This is a genomic window from Streptomyces sp. CA-288835 (assembly GCF_050936385.1).
Lineage (GTDB): Bacteria > Actinomycetota > Actinomycetes > Streptomycetales > Streptomycetaceae > Streptomyces.
The window spans coordinates 4,802,937-4,825,022 of record NZ_JBNJMW010000001.1 but is presented as its reverse complement, the minus strand read 5'-3'; the positions used below and the strand labels follow the sequence as shown (position 1 = coordinate 4,825,022).

At 68.8% G+C, this 22,086-nt stretch carries 24 protein-coding genes, 1 tRNA gene and 1 pseudogene; 9 read left to right on the top strand and 17 right to left on the bottom strand.

The genetic code is table 11. The features are described 5' to 3' along the window. Positions 1-91: 91 nt before the first annotated feature. The 3 genes and pseudogenes from ACQEVY_RS21640 to ACQEVY_RS21630 form a co-directional block, all read right to left on the bottom strand. Entirely contained in the window at positions 92-670 is a 579-nt protein-coding gene (locus ACQEVY_RS21640) for a DUF5994 family protein (RefSeq protein WP_432950950.1), read from the bottom strand. A gap of 307 nt (positions 671-977) precedes the next feature. Next, a pseudogene (locus tag ACQEVY_RS21635) lies at positions 978-1,239 on the bottom strand (hypothetical protein). A 512-nt stretch (positions 1,240-1,751) separates the two neighbouring features. Further along, positions 1,752-1,825: transfer RNA gene (locus ACQEVY_RS21630), tRNA-Gly, on the bottom strand. Positions 1,826-2,101: 276 nt separating this feature from the next. On the opposite strand from ACQEVY_RS21630, the gene ACQEVY_RS21625 reads away from it, so the two are divergent. Next, a complete protein-coding gene (locus ACQEVY_RS21625) occupies positions 2,102-2,275 on the top strand; it encodes a hypothetical protein (protein WP_432950948.1) in 174 nt (57 codons plus the stop codon). A 111-nt stretch (positions 2,276-2,386) separates the two neighbouring features. After that, positions 2,387-2,962: a dCTP deaminase gene (dcd, locus tag ACQEVY_RS21620; protein ID WP_432950946.1), complete on the top strand. Its 576-nt coding sequence runs from the start codon at positions 2,387-2,389 to the stop codon at positions 2,960-2,962. Between the two features lie 42 nt (positions 2,963-3,004). Here dcd and ACQEVY_RS21615 read toward each other — a convergent pair whose 3' ends face one another. The 4 genes from ACQEVY_RS21615 to ACQEVY_RS21600 form a co-directional block, all read right to left on the bottom strand. Further along, positions 3,005-3,247, bottom strand: a complete 243-nt coding sequence (locus ACQEVY_RS21615; protein ID WP_432950944.1) for a DUF5988 family protein — start codon at positions 3,245-3,247, stop codon at positions 3,005-3,007. Between the two features lie 33 nt (positions 3,248-3,280). After that, positions 3,281-4,594, bottom strand: a complete 1,314-nt coding sequence (locus ACQEVY_RS21610) for a sulfite oxidase (RefSeq protein ID WP_432950942.1) — start codon at positions 4,592-4,594, stop codon at positions 3,281-3,283. Positions 4,595-4,744: 150 nt separating this feature from the next. After that, complete coding sequence (locus tag ACQEVY_RS21605; protein ID WP_432950940.1) at positions 4,745-5,644, bottom strand: Yip1 family protein; 900 nt, start codon at positions 5,642-5,644, stop codon at positions 4,745-4,747. 194 nt (positions 5,645-5,838) lie between these two features. Continuing rightward, complete coding sequence (locus tag ACQEVY_RS21600) at positions 5,839-6,234, bottom strand: nuclear transport factor 2 family protein (RefSeq protein ID WP_432950938.1); 396 nt, start codon at positions 6,232-6,234, stop codon at positions 5,839-5,841. A 214-nt stretch (positions 6,235-6,448) separates the two neighbouring features. Between ACQEVY_RS21600 and ACQEVY_RS21595 the strand changes: the two genes are divergently transcribed. Then, positions 6,449-7,027, top strand: coding sequence for a hypothetical protein (locus ACQEVY_RS21595; RefSeq protein WP_432950936.1), 579 nt, complete (start codon positions 6,449-6,451; stop codon positions 7,025-7,027). A 20-nt stretch (positions 7,028-7,047) separates the two neighbouring features. Here ACQEVY_RS21595 and ACQEVY_RS21590 read toward each other — a convergent pair whose 3' ends face one another. Both ACQEVY_RS21590 and ACQEVY_RS21585 read right to left on the bottom strand, forming a co-directional pair. Then, positions 7,048-10,263, bottom strand: a complete 3,216-nt coding sequence (locus tag ACQEVY_RS21590; RefSeq protein ID WP_432950934.1) for an NACHT domain-containing protein — start codon at positions 10,261-10,263, stop codon at positions 7,048-7,050. A gap of 281 nt (positions 10,264-10,544) precedes the next feature. Then, positions 10,545-10,940 (bottom strand): ATP-binding protein, encoded by a 396-nt coding sequence (locus ACQEVY_RS21585; RefSeq protein ID WP_432950932.1) that lies wholly within the window; start codon positions 10,938-10,940, stop codon positions 10,545-10,547. 239 nt (positions 10,941-11,179) lie between these two features. On the opposite strand from ACQEVY_RS21585, the gene ACQEVY_RS21580 reads away from it, so the two are divergent. Together ACQEVY_RS21580 and ACQEVY_RS21575 are read left to right on the top strand one after the other, a co-directional pair. Beyond that, on the top strand, positions 11,180-12,025 hold the full coding sequence (locus ACQEVY_RS21580; RefSeq protein WP_432950930.1) for a helix-turn-helix domain-containing protein: 846 nt from the start codon (positions 11,180-11,182) through the stop codon (positions 12,023-12,025). A 10-nt stretch (positions 12,026-12,035) separates the two neighbouring features. Beyond that, the gene (locus ACQEVY_RS21575; protein ID WP_328770019.1) at positions 12,036-12,218 is read left to right on the top strand and encodes a DUF397 domain-containing protein; all 183 of its coding nucleotides are present in this window, start codon (positions 12,036-12,038) and stop codon (positions 12,216-12,218) included. Here ACQEVY_RS21575 and ACQEVY_RS21570 read toward each other — a convergent pair. From ACQEVY_RS21570 to ACQEVY_RS21555, 4 genes are all read right to left on the bottom strand, one after another. After that, entirely contained in the window at positions 12,204-12,878 is a 675-nt protein-coding gene (locus tag ACQEVY_RS21570; RefSeq protein WP_432950928.1) for a hypothetical protein, read from the bottom strand. The genes ACQEVY_RS21575 and ACQEVY_RS21570 overlap by 15 nt on opposite strands. Positions 12,879-12,935: 57 nt before the next feature. Beyond that, the gene (locus tag ACQEVY_RS21565; protein WP_432950926.1) at positions 12,936-13,418 is read right to left on the bottom strand and encodes a WapI family immunity protein; all 483 of its coding nucleotides are present in this window, start codon (positions 13,416-13,418) and stop codon (positions 12,936-12,938) included. A 51-nt stretch (positions 13,419-13,469) separates the two neighbouring features. Further along, positions 13,470-13,877, bottom strand: a complete 408-nt coding sequence (locus tag ACQEVY_RS21560) for a hypothetical protein (protein ID WP_432950924.1) — start codon at positions 13,875-13,877, stop codon at positions 13,470-13,472. Positions 13,878-13,961: 84 nt separating this feature from the next. Beyond that, positions 13,962-14,621, bottom strand: a complete 660-nt coding sequence (locus ACQEVY_RS21555; protein ID WP_432950922.1) for a glyoxalase — start codon at positions 14,619-14,621, stop codon at positions 13,962-13,964. Positions 14,622-14,729: 108 nt separating this feature from the next. Between ACQEVY_RS21555 and ACQEVY_RS21550 the strand changes: the two genes are divergently transcribed. Further along, a complete protein-coding gene (locus ACQEVY_RS21550; protein ID WP_432950920.1) occupies positions 14,730-14,948 on the top strand; it encodes a hypothetical protein in 219 nt (72 codons plus the stop codon). A gap of 533 nt (positions 14,949-15,481) precedes the next feature. Beyond that, the gene (locus tag ACQEVY_RS21545) at positions 15,482-16,471 is read left to right on the top strand and encodes a sigma-70 family RNA polymerase sigma factor (protein ID WP_432950918.1); all 990 of its coding nucleotides are present in this window, start codon (positions 15,482-15,484) and stop codon (positions 16,469-16,471) included. Positions 16,472-16,540: 69 nt separating this feature from the next. On the opposite strand, the gene ACQEVY_RS21540 is transcribed toward ACQEVY_RS21545, so the two are convergent. Beyond that, entirely contained in the window at positions 16,541-16,948 is a 408-nt protein-coding gene (locus ACQEVY_RS21540) for an SgcJ/EcaC family oxidoreductase (protein ID WP_432950916.1), read from the bottom strand. Positions 16,949-17,113: 165 nt separating this feature from the next. Between ACQEVY_RS21540 and ACQEVY_RS21535 the strand changes: the two genes are divergently transcribed. Both ACQEVY_RS21535 and ACQEVY_RS21530 read left to right on the top strand, forming a co-directional pair. Next, positions 17,114-17,290 (top strand): hypothetical protein, encoded by a 177-nt coding sequence (locus tag ACQEVY_RS21535; RefSeq protein ID WP_432950914.1) that lies wholly within the window; start codon positions 17,114-17,116, stop codon positions 17,288-17,290. Between the two features lie 686 nt (positions 17,291-17,976). Beyond that, a complete protein-coding gene (locus tag ACQEVY_RS21530) occupies positions 17,977-19,545 on the top strand; it encodes an alpha/beta hydrolase (RefSeq protein ID WP_432950912.1) in 1,569 nt (522 codons plus the stop codon). 609 nt (positions 19,546-20,154) lie between these two features. Here the strand turns inward: ACQEVY_RS21530 and ACQEVY_RS21525 are convergent. From ACQEVY_RS21525 to ACQEVY_RS21515, 3 genes are all read right to left on the bottom strand, one after another. Continuing rightward, positions 20,155-20,544 carry a hypothetical protein gene (locus tag ACQEVY_RS21525; protein WP_432950910.1) on the bottom strand — a complete coding sequence of 130 codons (390 nt, stop codon included), beginning with the start codon at positions 20,542-20,544 and terminating at the stop codon, positions 20,155-20,157. A gap of 293 nt (positions 20,545-20,837) precedes the next feature. Further along, entirely contained in the window at positions 20,838-21,377 is a 540-nt protein-coding gene (locus ACQEVY_RS21520) for a hypothetical protein (protein WP_432950908.1), read from the bottom strand. Between the two features lie 108 nt (positions 21,378-21,485). Next, positions 21,486-22,022, bottom strand: a complete 537-nt coding sequence (locus ACQEVY_RS21515; protein WP_432950906.1) for a hypothetical protein — start codon at positions 22,020-22,022, stop codon at positions 21,486-21,488. Between the last annotated feature and the right edge of the window lie 64 nt (positions 22,023-22,086).

The window sequence follows — 22,086 nt, the reverse complement described above, 5'->3', positions numbered from 1 at the left end:
GCCCGTTCTGAGGCGGTGGGGCGTAATCGGGCCCGGCCGCCGTCCGGTTGTCGCGCCGAGGGCCGGAGCGCGGCAACGGTCAGGATCACGGTCACATCCCTGTGATCAGTCGCCTCGGCCCGGTCGGGGTGGCCGAGTGACACGAGGAAGTGCCCTCCCTGCCCTCCGACGCCTCCTCAGGAACCTGTGCCCGATAACCCGTCGGGCTGCCGGGGAGGGCATGTTCCGTCGCCATGAGCTCGCTCGCGGTCATCGGAGGGCCGGAGCCGTCGCTCGCGGCGGCCATCAGCCGGGCGGCTGCCAGGGGGCTGACCTCCGGCGGTATCACCAGCAGGTCCCACCGGCCGGCGGTGTAGGACAGCAACATGATCTTGTACGGGTCCAGCTCCCGCGCGAACCAACCGACCTTCACCACATGACCGTTGACGGGCAGCTTGCGCGGGATGATCGGCCAGTACTGAGGGTTGACGGCGATCCGGGTGATCCGTCCCCACAGCGGATCCAGCACGTCGGCCAGAGCGGAGAGTTCGCCTGGCAAGTCCCGGGAGCGGGGCCACCAGGCGCCGTCCAGGCCCCGTCGGGACGTGCTCATGGGCTTCAGCGCGAGGCGGGTGCTCGGAACCCTGAAGGGCACCATCCGCAGCGGGGCAAGGTCGGTGGTCGCGGACATCGCGCGAACCCGTCTCCAGACCGTTGCCACAGGCTCGGCCCGGTGTCGTCACTCGCCGAGAACGACACCGACATGGAGGCCGGTGTGCGAAATACTCTCGATGCCTTCACGCTACTCCGCTGGGACGTCGAACGGGCCCCGGTGAGGCGCGGGTTGTGAACACTGCCCTGCATACCTTTGATGAGTGCCGCCACCCTCCGCGGGAGCACAGAAAGAGTGCCGCGAACCGACCAGGAGACCAAGGGACGACCCGAAGTCCAAGGAGGCAGGACTGCGGGGCCATGCCGACCTCGATGAGGAGAACGCTTCAGACCTCGTCCGTCTGCTTGCGGTCATCCTCCGAGGACTGACTGGTCACCAGCCAGGACCGGGCCGGCTCCGCCGGGCGGGTGGTGTCCACGGTGAGGTGGAGACGGGTCCCGCCCTCGCTGCCCTCCGGATAGCTGCGCTGCTCGACGGAGGCGAAGCAACGACGGAGAACCTCCGCACACCGTACGGGAGACTTCGGGGGACGCAGCCAAGATGCGTACTTCGGCGCGCCCGGCAGGGGGGACTTCCAGTGGCTCCATGGTGACCTCGTTCTTCAAAACGACGTGAAGAGGGGCATGAGTCCGTCGCGCCACACCCCACCGCCCCCAGCGAGAAGGAAGCCCTACATCATTGGCCGTCCCCATCCTTGGCCGTCCCCGTCGCGGGGTTCGCGGTGAGTGGTGCCGTCGGGCGATCCTGCAGGGCCCACCGACTGCCGGGTCTTCCGGCTTCGTCGGCCGATCCCCGGCAGGACATCACTGTAGTGGGATGCCGCGATCCTTTGGTTGTGCCTGACGTTCAAGCTATGGATCAGCAGCACCCAGCATGATCATGGCCATGATCGCGGCTACGGTGACGACGATCTCCACGTCCTCCTCCATCCCTTCGGTGGAGCTCAGGGGCCGATACCTTGGCGCCTCAATGCCCGAATCCGAGCCCGTAGGCCCTCCGAAAGGGCACTTCACCTCGACTCTGGGCACGCAGGGCACGCCACCCCCAAATTGGCCTAGACAACAAACAAGCCCCAGGCCGCTGACCTGGGGCTTCATCATGGAGCGGGTGACGAGAATCGAACTCGCGCTCTCAGCTTGGGAAGCTGATGTTCTACCATTAAACTACACCCGCGTAAGACGGCCGCTGAGCGGCGTCGGAAACGCGGGTTCACTGTACCTCATGCCAGGCCCCGGGCGTCGAAAAAGCCCTGGGGCCTGTGGTCGTTTCGGGGGTGGCCCGGTGGGTGGACGGGGCTGCGTGGAGCGGGAGTTGGGGCGTACGGTGGAGGGGTGGGAGAGGCGTTGGGCGGGATCGGAGTGCCGCCTGGAGGGCCGTTCGGATCGTCCCGTAACGTGGCGGTTTACGTCAGTCAGACGCGGCTCTTGGGGAAGGGACTCTGAGGACTTGATGGAACGCAGCACCGTTGTCCGTTGTGCCGAAGGGCATGTGTTCAGCACTGCCCAGCTTCCGATGCAGCAGGCCGACCGGCTCGGCCCCAGCCGGCTGATCCGCTGTCCGCGCTGCGCCCGGCTTCGGAACGTCGTACCCGTGCCCGTATCCGTGTCCATGGAGAAGCGGTAGCGGCCGGACCACGGCTTCGGCTTCACCTCGTAGGGGACATAGGGGCCCGTCGCAGTCCTCGGATACTCGGTGGATTGTGGCGGGTCCCTACGCCGTGCGTATCCTCAGGTCGTGCTTCTCTCTGACAAGGACATTCGGGCCGAGATCGACGCCGGACGGGTCCGGATCGATCCGTACGACGATTCCATGGTGCAGCCGTCGAGCGTCGACGTGCGGCTCGACCGGTACTTCCGGGTGTTCGAGAATCACCGTTACCCGCATATCGACCCCTCCATCGAGCAGGCCGATCTGACGCGGCTCGTCGAGCCGGACGGGGACGAGCCGTTCATCCTGCACCCCGGGGAGTTCGTGCTGGCGAGCACGTATGAAGTGATCTCGCTTCCCGACGATCTCGCGTCGAGGCTCGAGGGGAAGAGTTCTCTGGGGCGGCTCGGGCTGGTCACGCATTCCACCGCCGGGTTCATCGACCCCGGGTTCTCCGGGCACGTCACCCTTGAGCTGTCCAATCTCGCCACGCTGCCCATCAAGCTGTGGCCGGGGATGAAGATCGGGCAGTTGTGCATGTTCCGGCTGAGCTCGCCTGCTGAATTCCCTTACGGCTCCGAGCGGTACGGGTCCCGTTACCAGGGCCAGCGTGGGCCCACCGCCTCGCGGTCCTTCCTCAACTTCCACCGGACCCAGGTGTGATCCAGAACCGGACCCAGGACCGGACCACGTACTGAAGAGGGCCTACTCGGCGATCTCCGTGCGCTCCCACCACTCGTAGACCGGCAGCTTCCCCTTCGCCGTGTCCTGGCGGCGTGACGTCGGGCGGAAGTGTTCGTAGCCGCCGCGGTGCAGGATCTTCAGGTCCTCGCCCGCCGGGGCCGTGGCGGGGACGATCCGCTCGGGCAGGTCGTCGGGGCCGCCCTCGAGCGCTGCCAGGGTCGCCGTGTCCGACGTAGTGCCCTTGTTGCCTGTCTTCGTGGCCATGTCTCCAGAGCTCCAGTACGTACGTGAACGTCTTCAGTCGCCCGGCGGCAGGCAGATCACCGGGATCCGCTGGACGAGGTTGTTGCCGAAGCCACCGCGGTTCCAGGGCTGGTCGAGGGGTTGGGTGTGGCCGGCGGCGTCGGTGGCGCGGGCGGACAGTACGTGGGTGCCGGGGGTGGCCTCCCATGTTGTACGCCAGCTCCGCCATGCCCATGCGCTCTCCTTGAGCCCCTCGTCGAGGGCGGCCTCCGTCCACGTATCGCCGTCGTCGGTGCTCACCTCGACCTTCGTCACCGGGGCGTGGCCCGACCAGGCGCGGCCCTCCAACGGCACGGGGCCGGGGCGTACGACGCGGGTGCGGGACATGAAGTCCGGGAAGCCCGGCGGGATCATCAGGGCCCGCGGAGCGATGCGCGTGACCGGTTCGCCGGGGTCGTCCGGGTTGTCGGCCGAGCGGCGGTAGCGGTAGGCGACCGCCTGCTGGAATCCCGTGAAGGGTGTGCTGGTCAGGGCGATGTCGCGGAGCCATTTCACATGGGCCATGCCGTACCAGCCGGGCACCACGAGGCGTACGGGGTGGCCGTGCTGCGGAGGCAGTGGGGCGCCGTTCATCTCGTACGCCACCAGGACCTCGGGGTCGTCGGCGGTGGCGTCGGAGAGGGGGAGGCTGCGCTGGTAGTCCTGCTCTACGCCGCGTTCCACGCCGTGGTCGGCGCCGGTGAACACGGCCTCGACGGCGTCCGGTTCGACGCCGGCCTCGGCGAGCAGCGTACGCAGCGGAACCCCCGTCCAGTCAGCCGTGCCCACCGCCTCCACCAGCCAGGGCTGGCTCACGGGCCGCGGGTTCAGCCGGGCCCGGCCGTTGCCCGCGCACTCCATCGTCACCCGGTGGGTGACGGCCGGGAACGAGCGCAGGGTCGCCAGGTCCAGGGACAGCGGGTTGCGTACGCGGCCCCGCACGGTGAGCGTCCAGTCGTCGACCTCGCCCGCGCCGACAGTGGGGATGTCGTAGTGGACCAGTACGTAATGGAGTCCGGGCGGGGTGACCTCGTAGCGCAGCGCCTCCAGTGGCAGGCCGTGGTTGCGGGCCGCGAGCGCGAGTTCCTCCGTGCTGATGCCCTCGGCGGGCTCGGCCACGCGCGACGGTGCGCTGACGGCCCGTAGCGCGCTGATGTGCGCGTCGGCGGCGTGCGCGTCACCGGCGTGCTCGACGCTCGAGTGGGCGGCGCCGATGGGCCCGTCGTGCGGCACGATGCGCTCGGCCTGCTCTGCCGGTTCGGCCTGTACTTCGCGCCGGTCCTGTACGTCGCGATGGTCCTGTACGTCGCGTGCGTCGCGTCCGTCCATGGGTCCATCGTGCGCTTGCGAGCCGTACGACGCGAGACCAACCGGACCGCGAAATGCCGGACCGAGAAATGCCGGCCGGGAAATGCCGAGGCGCAGCACACGTGCGTACGTGTACTGCGCCCGTCGTACCGGCTCTGTGTCGACGTCGGCTCAGAACGTCCCGAGCTTGATGATCGACAGCAGTGCGACCAGCTGGATCGCCGAGGCGCCCAGCGCCTTCGGCCACGGCAGGTCATGGGACTTCTTGACCATCAGCGTGAACAGGGCGGCGGCTCCCAGCCAGGTAGCCCAGCCCAGCATCTGCACGAACGGCGCGTCGCCGCCCATGAAGAGGGCCACGACCAGGCGGGGCGCGTCCGTGAGCGACATGATCAGCATGGAGAGGCCGACCGTGGGCTGCCAGGCGCCGTCGCCGCCGAGCTGGCGGGCGAGGGTGTGGGTGACCACGCCCAGGATGAAGGCGCTGAGCACGATCGCGACCGCCGTCGTCAGGACGATGGGGACGGCGTTGGAGAGCGTCGCGTTGATCGCGTCCTCGCGCGCGCCGTCGAAGCCGAAGACCGCCAGCAGCCCGTACAGGAACGTCACGATCAGGGCCGGGCCCCACATCGTGTAGTCGCGCATCTGCAGGAACGTCTGGTTCGGGCGCATGATGACGCCGCTCAGCAGTTCCTTCCAGTGCAGCCGCGGGCCCACCGGGGGCGCCGCCTGGCCGGCGCGGTAGGTGCCGCCCTGGCTGTACGGGTCCTCGCCGACGCCGAACGCCTGGGTGTGGCCCGGGTTGTTCGCCGCGTACGGGTCCGGGCCCTGGGCGTGGTGATCGTGGTCACCGAAGTACTCCGGCTCGCCGTGGCCGTTCGCCTGGGGCCACTGCTGTCCGCCGTTGCCGTACTGCTGCGCCTGCGGCGGGTACGGCTGCTGCGCAGGCGGATAGCCGTACGACGGGCGGCCCTGGGGCGCCTGCTGTCCGTACGGTTGCTGCCGCCCGTGCTGTTGCGGGCTTGCTTGGGTGCGGTTGTCCCGGCCGCGTCCGATCCTGAATCCAGCCACGATTCGAACGTACCTGGTCTCACAGAGCCGTGCGCCGGGCCCGGGAGAACGGACCCGGCTTTGACGCTGAGCTGTGACATCCCTTAGGGGGTTGTCCAGCCGATTTTCCGTGGCTGCTCAGGGTCGGCTCAGGGTTTTGCGGTACGTGGCTGTCGCGGCGGCCGCTCTTGCTCCTGCCGTGCGTCCTGTGGGCGTCACGACCAGAAGGCATTGCTCCTCTCGATGTCCTCGATGCATTCGTCGATGTCGGTGATCTTGTCCCCGACGATCCGGAAGATGAGGCCACCGTTCTCGTCGAGCTGCTTGCCGCCCCGCTCGGCCGTGAAGCGGTGCAGGGTGACCGCGTGGCCCCGGCCGTCGACGAGGACGTTGCGCAGTTCGACGCGCATGGTCCCGTTCGTCTCCTCGTTGAGCCGACGGTACATGTCGATGATCGAGTCCTGGCCCTTGAAGTCGCCGGACAGAGGGTGCTCGCCCGGCACGTGGTGCGCGGCGTCCCCGGATATCAGCCCGCGCAGGGTGTCCATGTCACCGCGCTGAAAGGCCTCGTAGCCCTTGCGTACCAGTGCCGCGTGCGGATGCTCAGCCATGGTGCTCGCCACCTTCCGTGGCTTGGTTCGGTTTGCGGCTTACGTAGGCAATTCTTCGCCTCTGCGGCCGGGTGAGCCACTGGGGCGGGTAGCCCCACGACTTTGTTTGGTGTGACGGAGGGGGCCTGCTTAACAACCTCCTGGCGGCTGGACTTGAGGCACCGGAGACGTTCACATCCGGTACTACGCCCGAGCCCGCACCACGGGGGAGCACATGAATGAACGAGCGAGAGAACCACGAGGGAAGGAGCTGCAGCGCATCGCCCTGCGCCGGTTGTTCGCCGGTACGGCACTGGCGATCGCCGGTACGGCCGCGATGGTCGCCGTGACGCTGCCGATGGAGGCCTCCGGGGACGGCGGCTTCCCGGAGCCGGGAGGGGCAGCCGCACCGCACACGCTCACGACTCCGGCCCCTTCGCCGAACGCCTCCCCGTCGACGACCGACACCGGAACCGGAACAGGAGAGGTCGTACGGCCAGACTCCGCGCCCGGAGTCCACCCCGCGCCCACCGACCAGGAGTCACGCGAGGCGCTGAAGGTACTGCTGGCGAGCCCGCTCGGGAACGTCGTACGACTGGACTTCCAGGCGGCCACCGGCCGACCGCTCGCGGCGCCCGCGCAGTTGCGCGTACGAGGGCTGGTCTACGAGGGGAGTGGCAGCGCCGAGCTCGCCGACTGCGACGGGGCACACCGCTGCGTACGGCTGCTTACGCGCGTGGTGGGCGGGCCGTGGATCGATACGCGGCGGTTCGTCATCGACCTGAGCGCCCGTACGGCGCACCGGCTGCCGTGAACACCGGCACAGCTGGGCTGTCAGGGCTGGGTGCGGGTGAGGAGGAGGATCTGGCTGCGGGTCGGTCCGCCCGAGTCCGGGGCCCGATGGTCGAGCGTGGTCAGGTCCTGCCATGCCAGGTGCAGGGCGTGGATCGCTTCCTGGGCGGGCTGGGTCGTGTGGTGGTGCAGGCCTGCGATTGCGGCGAGTAGGGCTGTGCGGGCGGCGGCCAGGGAGCGGCGGTCGGAAGGGATCCCTCGGTCGCGTATCGCGGTGACGAAATCCGCGGTGTCGTCCACCAGCACCCGGATCTGGTCGGTCAGGGATCCGGGTGCTCCCGAGGGGGCTGCGTGAAGGAGATCGCGTGCCCGGTTGACGCTGGTGGCCGGATCCTCTGACGTGCGCTCCAGCAGCAGGGAGTCGGGTACCGCGTGCGTCAAGAGTTCGTCGAGGATGCCGAGTAGAGCGCCCTCCGTACGGAGGGTGGGCGCAGGTTCCCACGTGGCGAACAGGATGCGGAAGGCGGTGAGCGCGAGCTTCAGCGCTTCGGCATGGGAGCCGTGGACGAGGTCGGTGGCCAGATCGAGAGCGAAGACGGGTTCGAATTCGATGCCGGAGCCGGAGTCGAGGCCGACGTCGAACGAGAGGGCGTTGGCGAACGCGCTGTCGAGGACATGGGTCAGCTCGGGGTCGAGGGCGCGGGAACGGGTGAGCGCCTGGTTGAGATCCAGACCGAGGGCCCGGCCACGGGCTTGGTCGAGTGCGTCGCCGGAGTTCGGATCGAGGTAGCCGGAGAGACCGGGGTCAAGTCGACGGGAGCGTTCGAGAGCGCGGGCCAGGGCGTAGCCCAAGGGATTGATGAGGACTGCGGCGTAGGGGTCCTCGGCCCGGGTGCGGGCTTCCGTGTCGCGGAAGAGCCGATCGAAGTCCAGTTCGAGGTCGAGGGTGCGGGCCAGGTCGAGGGCGCGGGTGAGGTCGGGGTCGGGGCCGGGGGTGCGGCCGAGGGCGAAGACATGGGCGCTGTGGCGGGCGAGGGCGCGGGCGAGGTCGAGGTCGAGGTCGAGGGTGGAGTCGGGGTCGAGGGCGCTGGCGAGGGCGAAGGCCTGGGCGAGGGCGTTTGGTGGGACTGAGACGGGGGCGGCGGCGCTGCGCAGGGTTCGGCCAAGCTCCCGGGCCGTGTCGAGAGCACGAGCAAGGGCGAAGGAGACGGCGAGGGTGGCAGGGAGTTCCAGCGGAGCGAAGTCGGGGGAGCCACGTAGTTCGGGGGCGCGGGACAGGGCGGTGGCGAGCACGCTGGTCCAGTCCCTTGCCCGGTCGCGCTGTGGGGCTGGGAGGCTCAGAAGCCGCAGGTAGAGGGTGAGCTGCTCCAGGTCCTCGGTGGCGGTGGCGGGACGCCAGCCGCCATCGTCGAAGGAGTACGGCCAGGAGACTCCCGGCGGCTGATGGAGGACGGTGCTGGTGCCGTTCTGGGCCCAGACGGTGTGTCGGGTCAGGTCGGCGGCCATGGCGGCGGCGGGGTCGCGGAGTTCCTCCGGTGTGGGCAGCCGGTAGAAGGCGGTTCCAGTGATGGTGTTCAGCCAGTCGACGAAGCGTTCGGCGTCTCCGATCTGCATGCCTACGGCCACCTGCTCATCGGCCCCGTTCCTTGATGTGCCGTCAGGGACGGGGTGGTGGCGGCCGGCTGCTCGCTCCTCGCTCACGAACAGGTCGTACAGGGTGCGAGGGACGGGACGCGCGCAGAGGGCTGTGGTGTCGTCCAGCTGGATGGTCTCGCGCAGGATGCGGGTGGCCGTGATCCCAGTCAGAAGGCATTGGCGGTCCGGGTCGACGGTCTGGCCGGATGCGGGAGACGTCAGCAAGGCCTCCAGGCGGTCCCTGGTCTCCGGGTCGATCGTCCTCGCCTGTTCGGCACAGTCGAAGGCAAGGGCCAGGGCAGGGACCGTGCCGCTGTCCAGGCAGGCCGTGATGACGGGCGTGGCGTCATTGGCGGCGGACCAGAGCAGGATGGTCTCGCGCCACCAGGGGTGGTCGACATTCCCGGTCAGTACGCCGATGTCCGTGCGCGGGGTGCTGAGTTGGGCGGCGGCCAGGTACTCCTGCAAGGTGAGGTGAGCGAAACCGTACACACCGTGCTCGCGCTCGACCAGCAGACCGCTCTTGCGGGCCTCGTCGAGGAAGACCGCAGGATCTACGTTGCCGGGGACCTGCCGCAGCGGTCTGCGGATCGCCCTGGTCGCGTCGCGTACCGGCCAGTCCCGGACCTTGGCCTTCATCATGGCCAGCGCCAGGTGCTGCACGACGTGCTGTTTGTGGGGACCGGTCAGGCCGGTGGCGTCCCGCAGGCCACGGGCCTCGGAGCGGCGGTGCAGTAGCACATCGCACATCTCCGCATACAACTCCGCGCGGCTGCCGGGGAGTTGGCCGCGATAGCGGTGGACGTTGGCCGTCATCGTCAGCAGCAGCGGGTTGGCCGCCAGGTCGTACAGCGCCGGCCGTTTCCGCAGCCGGGCCAGCAGGTCGTCGGCGCTTCTGTCCGCCGCCGCCCGTACCTCGCGTCCAGTCCCGGCCCGGGCCCGGCTCTCCGTCGCGTACGACCACTGGCGCAGGAACCGTTCGATCTGTTCCCCGGTGAACCTGCGGACCTGGAGGACTTCCGCCCTCGGCAGCGGATTCGACTCGTAGCCGTGCGGGCGTGAGGTCACCACGTAGATGTTGCGCGGGTGACGCTGGATCTGGCGGCCGACCCAGGCCACCACCCGGCCGCGCGCCGCGGGGTCGGCGACCTCGTCCAGACCGTCCAGCAGGACGACACACCGACCCCGATCGAGTCTGCGGTCCAGCCAGCGCGCCGAGACCTTCCCCTCCAGCCATCCCGCCGAGACCGCCACCGCTCCCAGTGTCGGTGCCTCCTCGGCCAGCAGTTCCGTGGCGTGGTCGCGCAAGTACAGCAGTACCGGCAGCCGCCGCCTCCCTGGCCGCCAACGGTGTTCGCACAGTTCAAGGGCGGTGTTGCGGGCCAGTGTTGTCTTGCCCGAGCCTGGTCCGCCGATCACGGCCAGGACCTTGGACGCTTCGTTCCGGTCGGCGTCCCGCAGCACCGACGCCAGGCTCCGGCGCGCTCCCCCTCCGGGGACCGAGCCGAGATACGGCTCCCTGATGGCGGCGTGCAGGGCCTGCGGGACGACGCTGACATCCACGTACACCTGGCGCATCCGGAACACGAACTCGCCCTGCGTGGCGATACCGACGGTCTCCATGTCCCGTACGCTCGCGCGTAGTTGGCGCAGGTACACCCTGCGTCGGCCGTGTGCGGTGGCTTCACCCGGATTGGTTCCTGTCGGAAGGTGCGCGGACCACACTTCCGAGTAGAGGAGGCTCAGGACCGCCACCCCGAACGACGCGTACAGCCAAATGCCAGCTGAACTTGCCGTCGGACAGCACCTGGTTCGTCGCCACACCGCCGGTGACCAGCAGTCCCGCGCCGCCCAGGTACCGGAGCACACGGCGTACCCCCGTCATCCCCCACCCCCACTCGTCCTCAGTCGGGCCTGCTCTTCGTACCCAGTTCACACCAGACGTATTTGCCGCCGGAGCCGTTGACTTTGAACCAGCCCCAGTCGTCGGCGTACGCGTCCACGATGCGCAGGCCGTGGCCCGACGTGCTCGGGTTGGGCGTGGCCGCCGGGGGCGTCGGGTCCGTGTCCCAGGCGCCCAGGCGGAACGAGGGGCCCGACTGTCTGATCTTGAGGGCGGCGGGCCCTTCGGTGTGCCGGATTGCGTTGGAGAGCAGCTCGGAGGCGAGGAGTTCGGCGGGTTCGATGAGGGTGGGGAGGTGGTGGGTGGTGAGGATGTCGCGGAGGGTACGGCGGCTGATGGGGACGGCTCGGGGGTCGTTGGGGACGTAGAGCGTGTACTCCCAGAGGGGTTTTGGCATACGGGTCTCCCGGTGCGGGTGGCGGTGGAAGTGGAGCGGAAGTGGAGGGGATGAGGCGCGCGGCGGTGTCGGGCGGTGTCATTGCCGCGGCCGCCATGGCAGGGCGGGGCGGTGCGCTTCCGGTGGTCCCGGCGTTCCGCAGCGTGTGCGGCGCGTCACTGAAGGTAGGGGTCGAACTTGACCTGGGTCAAGCTCGTCCCCGAATATCGTGTCCTCAACTTGCGGGAGAAGAGGGGCAGATGGTTGCGAGGAGCGTCATCACCGTTCGGCAGGAGCGCCTGGGCAAGGAGCTGCGCAAGCTCCGGGAGCGGGCGGGGCTGGGCCTTCGGGAGGCGGCCCGTGCGACGGGGATCAACGAGGGCAAGCTGTCCAATGTGGAGGCAGGTCGCGTCGGGGTGAGCGCGGAGCGCGTACGGTTCCTGGCCACCCACTACGGAGCGGGCGACACCCCGCTCGTCGACGCCCTGGAGGTCATGGCGACCGAGCGGGTGCGCGGCTGGTGGGAGGAGCATCGCGGCCTGGTCCCACGGGGGTTCGTGGATCTTGCTGAACTGGAGCACCACTCAACGCACTTGAGGTCGTTCGAGATCGTGCACATCCCCGGATTGCTGCAAATCGAGGAGCACGTACGAGCGCTCTACAGCGAACCGAGTTGGGGCATGGCCGAGGAGCAGCGCGAGGCTCGTACGCGGTTCCGTCTGCGGCGGCAGGAGGTCTTGGGCCGGGATGACCTCCCTTGCGAGGTGGTGATCCATGAGGCGGCCCTGCGGATCCGCAGGGCTGACCGCGGAGTTGCGCGGCGACAGCTCCTACACATCCTGGAGCAGTCCGAACGGCCGCACGTCACCGTACGTGTGGTGCCGTTCGACCGAGACGGCTTCACGTTCAACAGCGCTGTGTTGATCCTTGGCGGTCCTGTTCCGCAGTTGGACACCGTCCTGGTGGACACCCCGCACGGCGGTAACTGCCTGGATGCGGAAGCACAGTTGGAAAGGTATCGGCGGGCGTTCGTGCAGGTGCAGAAGTCGGCACTGGGAGTCGTAGAGTCGAAGGACTTTCTCCACCAGCTCGCGCAGCACGTATGAAAGGCCCGAAATGACAGACGCCGTCGTATGGCAGAAGTCCTCGTTTTCCGGTGAGGGTGAGGCGCCCAACTGCCTGGAGGTCGCCGCCACCCAAGGAGCCCTGCGGCTCCGCGAAAGCGACGAGCCCGGCACCGTAATAACAACCAGTGGTACTGGACTCGCCGCCCTCATCCGCCACCTACGAACCGGCTGACCGGCTGCTCCGCCAGCGCGCGATCAGGTCCATCGAAGGAACCGCACTCACCACGGTGATGCACACGCCCGTCACCAGCAGGTCCTCACTGCCACCGCGGCTCAGGTCCAGTACCCCGGCTGCGATTACGGTCAAGCTCACGGCGTTGAAGAGCGCCAGCAGTATCCACTCCAGACCTGCGGGTCGCCCGCCGTCCTCCGCGTCGTCCTCATCCGGCTTGCTCGACGCCGGACTTCCCCAGCGCGACCGGATGTCGCTGACCAGCAACAGGGCAGCGACGGCGAGAACGAGCCCGCCAAAACCAAACGCAACCAATTGATACGGCAGCGACTGCCCAGCGAACATCCCGAACAGAACCAAGCCCACTCCCAGAGCAGCCACCCCCGCCCGAAGCCCGAACGCGGCCAGCGGCGGAACGAGGGACCACTCGATCCACTCTCCAGCCCGGACGAGGGACTGAGGCGTCGCCCCAAGGCGCCGCCCACCCCGCAGCGCCACCCACCCCACACCCGCGACGATCGCACTCACCCCGGCGAGGCCGACGCCGTCCAGCCACGGTGCATCAAGCAACAGCAGCAAACCGAGCGGGACACCGAGGCCACCGACCCCCACCAGCAGCAGCCCGACGCCCCGCAACAGCAGCCCCAGCCACGCAGTCATGGTCCTTGACGGTACGTATCCGACTGGGGACCCGTCCCGAGCCGGTTCGAGCCAGCCTCAGCGCAGAGGAAACTGTGCAAGGTGCTGGTCCCATTCCTCCGCTGCCCGCATCAGCGTGGCCCGGTCGGTCTCGATCTCGACCACGTATTGATAGAGGTCGAGGTTCTCGTCATGCCGCCGCCGCGGAGGCGCGGCCTCGAGCGAGAGGTGGACTCGCAACACTCCCGTACCGTCGTGCCACCGGACTTGGCTGAAGGCGAGGTCCGGTTCGAGGAAGGAAAGGTCCGGGACGAGGAGCCCTTCCGGGTCCGGCTTCGCGTCCGGCCTCCGCCCGTCTGCGACGGCACGCAACCACGCGGACAACTCATGAGCCTCGTCGACCAGCAAACACGGGTCCGTGAAGGACCAGTTGGCCGCCGAAGTGATGACTTCGGCCTCAACAACGAGCCAGTTGTCGTCCCAGCGGTCACCACTGGCCACGGGAAACTGGTAGCGGAGCGGCCGCAGGACGATTCCGCCTACTCGATCAGTAAGTCGCACCGCCGAAGGATGCCATGCGCCGCAGGACCCGGCAGGCGATTAACGACAAGGTCAGAGAATGACGATGCAGATCACGACGGCGACAAAGGCCGCGAAGAAGATCGCCATTTGCTTGCCCGTCATGTCTTGCATCGGCTGACCCGAGTGCTGGAGGGCGAGCTGGCGCCTGAGGTACCCAGCGAAGACGAGCCGCAGGATCGCCAGGGGCAAGGTGCCCAAGATGAATAGCTGCAGTGCTTGACGCGCCCCGTCGCCGGATCCACGCAGGGCCATGTAGAGCCCTGCGGCGAGCGTGACGGATGCCGCCGCGATCAGCTTTTGCCTGGTGTTCGTGACCAAGGACGCCATCGCCACTCCGAGGGCGAGGCCCGAAACGATCGCGGCGATCCACCAGTGCGTGAGCGTGAAGTGTGCGGTGAGCATGGGCGTTTCTACTAGTCCGGCGATGCTGCTGACCACGCCGCCCGCGGTAGCGACGGTTGCGACGACCAAGCGTCCGGCGCCCGCCGCGCCCGTGAACTCGGCGAGGTTCGGAGCCGGGGGTCAGGACGACGCAGGCTCCGCGGCGGCGACCGGCGCGGCAGTCTCCCAGGCGAATCCGTCCGGGTCGGTGAACGGTGCGGCGGTGCTGCCGAGGGCGATGCGGTGGGAACCGGTGCCGTCGGCGAGGACGCCGAGGTCCTTGGCCAGCCCGCGGCGCTTGTACAGCGCCAGCTTGACGGGGCTTGCGGCCTCGGCGGTGAACTCGGCGTACTTGCCGCCGAAGCTCCTCGCCACGGTCAAGCCCTGGTCGACGTAGAACTGCTTGCTGGCCTTCACGTCCTCGACGCCGAGCAGGAGTACGAGCTCGTCGATCTCGCGGGTGGCCGGGCCGGTGTCCTTCTTCGCCGAGGTCGCGACCTTCCAGATCGTGCCGTCCGGGGCCTGGACGACACCGCCGTAGCCCCAGAGTGACTTCGAGGCCGGCTTCAGCACCGTGGCTCCGGCATCCACGGCGGCGCCGAGGAAGCCGTCGACGGTGGCCGGCCCGGACACCGTGAGCGCGAGTGTGAAGCCGCGGAAGCCAGTGGTGGGCGACTCGGACGCCCGCAGGCGTATGTACGCGTCGACCCCGAAGGCGGTGTAGAAGCGGCTGGCGGCGGCCGGGTCGGCCACCTCGAGCGTGACGGAGGCGATGGACGTGTGGGATGCGTTGGTTGCCATGGCCATCACGCTATGGGCAGCTTGACGGCCGTGGCTTCTCGATTCCTGACCGGTTCGATCGGTCAGTCGAGCTCCAGGTCCCCTTCCGTGATGTGCCATGAGGCGCCGGTGTCCAGACCGTCCGGGGAGCCGGGGGAAGACCCAGAAACCGGTCGTACGTCGGGTCGCGGAGCCGTCCTCGGCGCGGCGGTTGCCGGAGGCGGCGACCACATCGAGGCGGCCGTCGTCGTTGAGGTCGCCCTCGCGGGGGCGGTCCTGGGACTTCCCGGCGGCGGGGCGGTCGGGGCCCTGGTGAAGGGCGCCGAGCGTGAAGCCCGTGGAGCGTGATCCACTCTCCGGCCTGGCCGAGGGACTGAGGCGTCGTCCCGAGGCGCCGCCCACCCCGAAGCGCCACCCACCCCACACCCCCGACGATCGCACTCAAACCGGCGAGGCTGACACCGTCCAGCCACGGCGCCTCGAGCAGCAACAGCAAACCGAGCAGAACACCGAGGCCACCGACCCCCACCAGCAGACGCCCGACGCCCCGCAACAGCAGCCCGAGCCACGCAGTCATGGTCCCGACGGTACGTATCCGACCAGGGACCCGTCCCGAGCCCGATCGCAGGGATCAATCGTCTTTGGGTGCGGTTCGTTTCGAGTGAATCTCGCGATCAAGCGGTGAGGTCGTAATCCTGCTGGTCGGGGTGGGTAGAGGCGCGGGTGCTCGTGGACGGCGTGGAAGCGCTCGGTTCCTCACGTACCCGCCTGCTCCGCGCAGGACGCGGCGAGAGCACAGCGCCGCGACCGATGTTCCCGGCAGCAGACCGGCTGCAACCGGCCAACCGGCCCCGTGAGGCGGCTACCGTAGGGGCGGATGAGTGGACCGGAAGGGCGGCAGCGCGGGGATGACGTCGACGGGGGACTTCGAGGCCTTGGTGCAGCGGTACCGGCCGGAGCTGCTGGCGCACTGCTACCGGATGCTCGGCTCGGTCCACGACGCCGAGGAACTTGTGCAGGAGACGTGTCTGCGGGCGTGGCGCGCGCGGGACCGTTACGACCCGTCGCGTGCCTCCCTGCGGACCTGGCTGTACCGGATCGCCACGAATGCGTGTCTGACCGCGCTGGACGGGCTCGGCCGCCGCCCCATGCCCTCGGGTCTGGTCACCGAGAGCGAACCGCTGCGCCCGTTCGTCCACGGCGGGGAGGCAACCTGGTTGCAGCCGCTCCCGGACAGCCTGCTCGGCCTGGGCACCCCGGCCACCGCGGCGATCGACAGGGGCAGCCTGCGGCTGGCCTTCGTCGCAGCACTGCAGTTGCTGTCACCAAGAGAGCGCGCCGTCCTGATCCTGCGCGACGTGCTCGACTACCCGGCGGCGGAGGCAGCGGACATCCTGGAGACCTCGGTCGCGGCCGTGAACAGCTCGCTGCAGCGGGCTCGCGGCCGGATCCGGGCCGCGGGAGTGCTGCAGGAGCAGGTCGCTGAGCCTTCCGACGCAGAGCAGCGGTCGTGGGTGGACCGGTACATGGCGGCCTTCGTCCGGGCGGACATCCAAGGGTTGCTGCAGGTGGTGACCGAGGACGTCCTCATGGAGATGCCGCCCATGGTCAACTGGTTCACCGGCCGGGAGAACTACGCGAGCTTTATGGGCTGGGTGTTCGCCAAGGCCGGCAAGGCTTGGCGGTTGCTGCCGGTGCGGGCCAACGGGCAGGCCGGCTTCGCCGCCTATCAGCGCGGGGACGCCGGCGTGTTCGAGCTGCACACCCTGCAGGTGTTCACGGTCACGGCCGGCGGCATCAGCCGTGTCTCGGTCTTCCAGGACGCCGACGTGTTCGCCGCCTTCGGCTTGGCGCAGAAGATCGACGGCTGATCCGCCCGCACCTGTCGGCGCGGGTCCGCCCGACAGGTGCGAGCGGACCCGGGCAGGACTGACTCTGAATCAGCTGGCCGACGTGGCCGGGCTGTTGTGGTAGGCGGCGATCAGCCACGCATCATCGCGCTTCTCCAACACCCAGGTCGCGTACACGATCCGGTCGGCGGGGACCTCGGAATCACCGGGGAAGAGGATGCCGGACTCGCTCACGACGATCGCGCCGTTTCGACCCAGGAACCGGATCCCCAGCTGGCGGTTGGTCGTCGTGGTGCCCTTCAGGAAGGAGGCGAACCCTGCCGCCATGCCCTGCCGAACCTCCTCGCGGGAGGCGCGGTAGGAGCCGGGCATGATCGCGGTGGCATCCTGCGTGTAGTCGGCGACGAAGGCGTCGGCGTCGCCGGCGTCCCATGCCTTGTAGAGGCTTTCAAGGACGGCAGTGATCGCGGCCGTGTCGTTCGCGCGGTTGTCGGACATCGTTCTCTCCAGTCATTGCACTTGGTCGGGACCGAAGGGGCCCGTGAGTACATACCGGCGTCCCTTTCGGAACTCATCGCGCGAACCTCAAGATCTTCTCTTCGGAGCGCAGTCCCCTCTGCACCGTCGACCTGCCGGCGCTTGAAAGCCGACCGGAGCCAGGGCGTGGACGATGCGGACGGGCTGTGTTGCGGCGAGGCCGCGCACAGCCCCCAGGCCGAGCTCTTCGGCGTCTGGCGCCACCACGTCGTCTTCATCGACAGCCCGTTCCGCGGCAAGGCGGTCCGCCGACACCGCAGCAAGTCAGCCGCTGCGGCCCGCCGGGCGAGCAGCGTGGCGTAGGCCCACCGGGCCGCAGCCGCGCCCGCCACTGGGAGCACGAGTAGCGCCACCCCCATCAGTGGCGGGAACGGGCCCCGCGCTCGCACCACTTGACGCTCAGTCAACGCCTTCTTCATCGCCGCGTCCGTCCGCTTCGTCGACAGCGGAGTCAGTGTCGTCGGCACGAGCAGGGCCACCTCGCGCCAGAGCAGCCGGGCCTCGCCGTGGACGGGGAGGGTCCAGGAGGCACCGGCCTGCTGCTCGCACGTCCGTACCTCTGCGCCAAGGCGCCGACGGGCCGAAGAACTGACGGGCCGTCGCGACGAGCGTTCCACCGCTCGTCGTGCGCCGTCCGCTCGTCCTGCATCGCCGCGCCGCTCGCCGCGCACTCCGGGACAACTCATGTCGGCTCCCGAGTGCGCGAACTTGCTGTGACCCGTTGCCGAGGTTGAGCAACCCGGTGTTTCCCTTGGTGCTGGGAACATAGACGTTGGGGAACAGCTCCTCGGTCGTCCCATGCGCCCGTTCGATGTCAGTGGTTGGTGCTGTGACCGCATACGTTCTCCGGGTTGGGGATCCGTGACGGCAGGAGCTGAGCTGCTGTCAGAAACGGCTTGTACTCTGCACTCATTCGACGATCGGACGATCACGGACACGGGCATGCGGGCACGGGGCGGGCGTCCAGGGGCGGGAGCGCGGGGATTTCGATGAGTGACGCACATCCGATACGAAGCCGCAGACCGGGCCTCTCGGTCGGTGTGCGGATCCTCGCCGTGGTCGTCCTCGCCGCGATCGGGGCCGTCGGCGCCTGGTTTCAGCGCGACGCTCCCGGCCACGACGTTCCCGGCCGGAGTGCGGAGCCGCGTACGGAGTTCACCGCGAACAACCCGCCCACCGGTCTGCCCACCGCGCTCACCACCGGCCAGCACCTCCGCTGGTCCCGCTGCACCTCGCCGCCCACCGCGCGCACGGGCTACGACTGCGCCACCATGAAGACCCCCCTCGACTACCGGAAACCAGACGGCAGGACGATCGACGTCGCCCTGATCCGCCGCAAGGCCACCGGCCCCAACGCCCGGCGCATCGGCTCACTCGTCCTCAACTTCGGCGGCCCCGGCGAGTCCGGCATGAGCGGATTGCCCGAATACCTCAACCACTACGAGCCGCTCCTCGACCGCTACGACCTGGTCTCCTTCGACCCGCGCGGCGTTGGCGCGACCATCCCCGTGCGCTGCGGGAAGACCGCGGACGACACCGGCTACGAGGGGGCCGACGCCTGCGCTGAGCACTCCGGGGCGCTCCTCCCGTACATCGGCACCTCGCACACCGCGCGCGACCTCGACCTGATGCGCTACCTCCTCGGCGACGAGCGGCTGCACTACTTCGGCGTCTCGTACGGAACGACGCTCGGCGCGGTCTACGCCCACCTGTACCCGTCGCACGTCGGACGGCTCGTCCTCGAAGCGCCCGTCGATCCGACCGAGGACCTCAACGAGGAACAGGTGTCGCAGGTCAAGGCGGTCCAGGCGGCGTTCGACCGGTTCGCTGTGCACTGCGCGGCCCGTATCCGCCACTGCCCGACCGGAGATGGGCCCGAGGAGGCCGCGCGACGCATGGCGCGCCTGGCCGACCGCCTGGAGGAAAAGCCCGCCCCGGCCGGCGGCGGAAGGAACCTCGACGCCGACGACCTTGCGTACATCGTCAGCGACCATCTCGACCTCGGCACAGACGGCTGGGCGCCGCTCGCCAAGGCCCTCACCGCGCTGATCGACCACAACGACGGCGGTCCGCTGAGCAAGGGCGAGGACGACATCGGCTCCGCCGACCGCGCGCCGGCCCCGCCCGACAACAGCCGCGTCGCCCGAACCGCGATCACCTGCGCGGACTCCAGCCTGCGCCCTGGCTCCGAACGCCTCGACAGGGACGAGGCCCGGGTCAAAGCCGCCTCACCTGTCTTCGGCGCGGCCTGGTCCACCGGCGTCTACCTCTGTTACGACTGGCCGTTCGACGGCGAGCGCGCCACGCCCCAGGTGAACGCCGACGACGCGGCCCCCGTCCTGGTGGTCGGCGGCACCGGCGACCCGACTACCCCATATCCCGGAGCCCGCCGCATGGCCCGCGCCCTGGGCGACGGTGTCGGCGTGCTCCTGACGGCCGAGGAGGAGGGCCACGGCACATACCCGCACAACCGCTGCGTCACAAAGGCGGTTGACACCTACCTCCGCACGGGCCGCACCCCGGCCGCGGGGACGGTGTGCCGGGGCAGCATGTCCTGAGGCCGGTACGGATCCGCCGGGCGGCCGTCGGCACAGCGGTTCGCTCGCAGGAGCTCTGGGCGTGCACCACCACACGGTCCGGTCCGAGACCGCCATCGCTCGGGTAGAACTGAACCCCGCCACCAAAGCCACCGGCGCCTACCCCATGGTCGAGATCGGCTACGCCCTCGTCTGCACCAAGGGCAACAAACCGCAGCAACTCCCAGTACTGCGCTCCTTCCTCGACTACGTCATCAGCAAGGAGGCACAGAAGTCAGCCGCCAACCTCAGCTACGGCCCCGTCCCCGCCGAACTGGCCACGCGCGTACGGGCAGTAGTGCGCGGGCTCACGGGACCGCCGGCCGTCTCGGCTCCGATACACCCCTCGCCGCGGCAGGATCCACTCTGCCGAACGCCTCTGGGACGTAAGCCCGTCTCGAGCGGATCGCGGGGATCAAGCGTCTACGGCCGATGTTCTGCTGGACCCACAGGTACGTGGCCGCGGCGGGCGCGGTGCGGCCCGTTCAGGCCGACGGGGCGTCACGGCCGGTTCCGTCTCTCAAGAGACTGGCCGTCAGGCGCGGCTGTCCGACGCGTCCGGCTTCCTCGGGACGAGCCGGGCGATCAAGCTCAGTAGTTGCCGATGTACCAGAACGCGGCGCCGAGAAAGACGGGGATGGTGAAGGCCATCTGGAGGACCCAGGGGCCATCCGGTCCTTCGTCGTCGGGCTTGCCGGGGTTCTCCTGCCTCCAGGTCATGAACGTGCGCATCGCCTTCTGATGGCCCACGAGGCCCAGGGCCAGGGCCAGGCATATGCCGCAGTAGACGGGAAGCAGTTCGGCCGGGGACCAGTCGTAGACGGAGCTGTAGGCGAGGGCTACCAGGAGTCCCACTACCGGGCCGCATGCCATGAAGGCCTTCTGGCGCCCGTTGACCATGGCCGGGAAGTACAGGGCGAGGAAGAGGGCCGCGCTGAGCGCTGCGAAGAGCCACCACAGTGGCGAGGATGTGTCCGGCATCGTTAACCCTTCGACTGTCCTTGAACCCTAGTAAAGGCCTGCGCTGGGGACGGGCGGAGGGGTGCGTTGCTGTTGACCTGGGATGCGGCGAGGCTGCGCCCAACTTCGCGGGGAAGAACGACTTTTGTGGTCGTGAGTGTTGATGGGCGGTGGCCCGGTGTTCCGGGGCCACCGCCCATCCAGTAGGCAGCGACGAGCCATCAGCTCCGTCCTCTGGTCGTCAATTCCTCGGGGACGTGGACGGAGCGGCGCGAAGGGTGTCACAGGCCGCATCGCCGGTGACCGACGGAGTATCAGATGTAATCGAAGTACCGGTCGTGCCAGTCCGACTTTCCCAGCTCCTCGTCGTCGTCCTCGGCCTCGCCTGCGGCTATGAGCACCGCCGCCAGCTTCACGTCCTCTGCCGCCAACATGGCCGATGGCCCGTCGTACGGCTCACGGAGCACCTCGGACGGGACGAAGGTGCACCCCATGGCCGTACAGACACCGTCGAGCCACGTCACGAACTCCTCGGGCGGGCGTGCTTCACTGCTGGGGACATCCTCACCGATTCTCATTGATGCGGTGACGAAGTAGTTGCCGAAGTTGCTCATCGCGACACCCATGGGCAGGCCGAGGCCCGTCGCGTCCGCTGGGATCTCGATGACACCGTAGAAACTGGCGTCCTGGCCCAGGCCACTTGAGCAGGACGGCCCGAAGCGTTCTTCAAGGGCGCTCACCAGTCGGGCGAAACAGTTCCGCGAGGTCTCCCGGTTGAAGTCCGCGGGGCGTTCCAGGTGGCGGGGATCGTCGTGTTCCAGCAGGAGTGCCCGGATCCGGTCCTTCGGGAGCATGGCGTGCCCTTCCATCAGTTCTTGTGCGGGGAAGGGTGGTGGGACCGGAGCCCCTGCCCACCACCGGTCATCAGATCAGGACGAGTTGTCGGAGGTCGTTGCGGCGTATTACATGTACTGGAAGTACCGGTCCCACCAGGCCAGTGGCAGCTCCGGCCCCTCGTCCTCCTCCTCTTCGCCGTCGTCCGCGAACGCCGCCAGTAGCTCGGCGGGAATCTCCTCATCCGCGAGGGACGGCCCGTCGTACGGCTCCAAGAGCAGCTCGATCGGGACGAAGGTGAGGCCCTGCGCCGTACAGATACCGTCGAGCCATGTAACGAACTCCTCGGTCAGTCCCTCCTTGGCGCTGGGCACTCCCCAGTCGTCACCCGTACCCGTGGTGACGAACGAGCCGAAGTTGCTCAGCAGGACCCAGAGCGGCCGGCCGAGGCCCGTCGCGTCCGCTGGGACATCGATGACACCGTAGTAACTGGCGTCCTGGGACAGGCCGCTCTCGCAGGACGGCCCGAAACGTTCCGTGAGTGCGTGTGTGAGCTGGGCGAAGCGGTGGGCGGAGGCTTTCAGGTCGAAGTCCCGGGGGCGTTCCAGATGCTGGGGATCGTCGAACTCTCTCAGCAGCGCCCGGATCCGGTCTGCGGGGAGCATGGTCGTTGCCCTTCTCTCTTGCGGTTGTGAGTGCTGATGGGCGGTGGCCCGGCGTTCCGGGTCC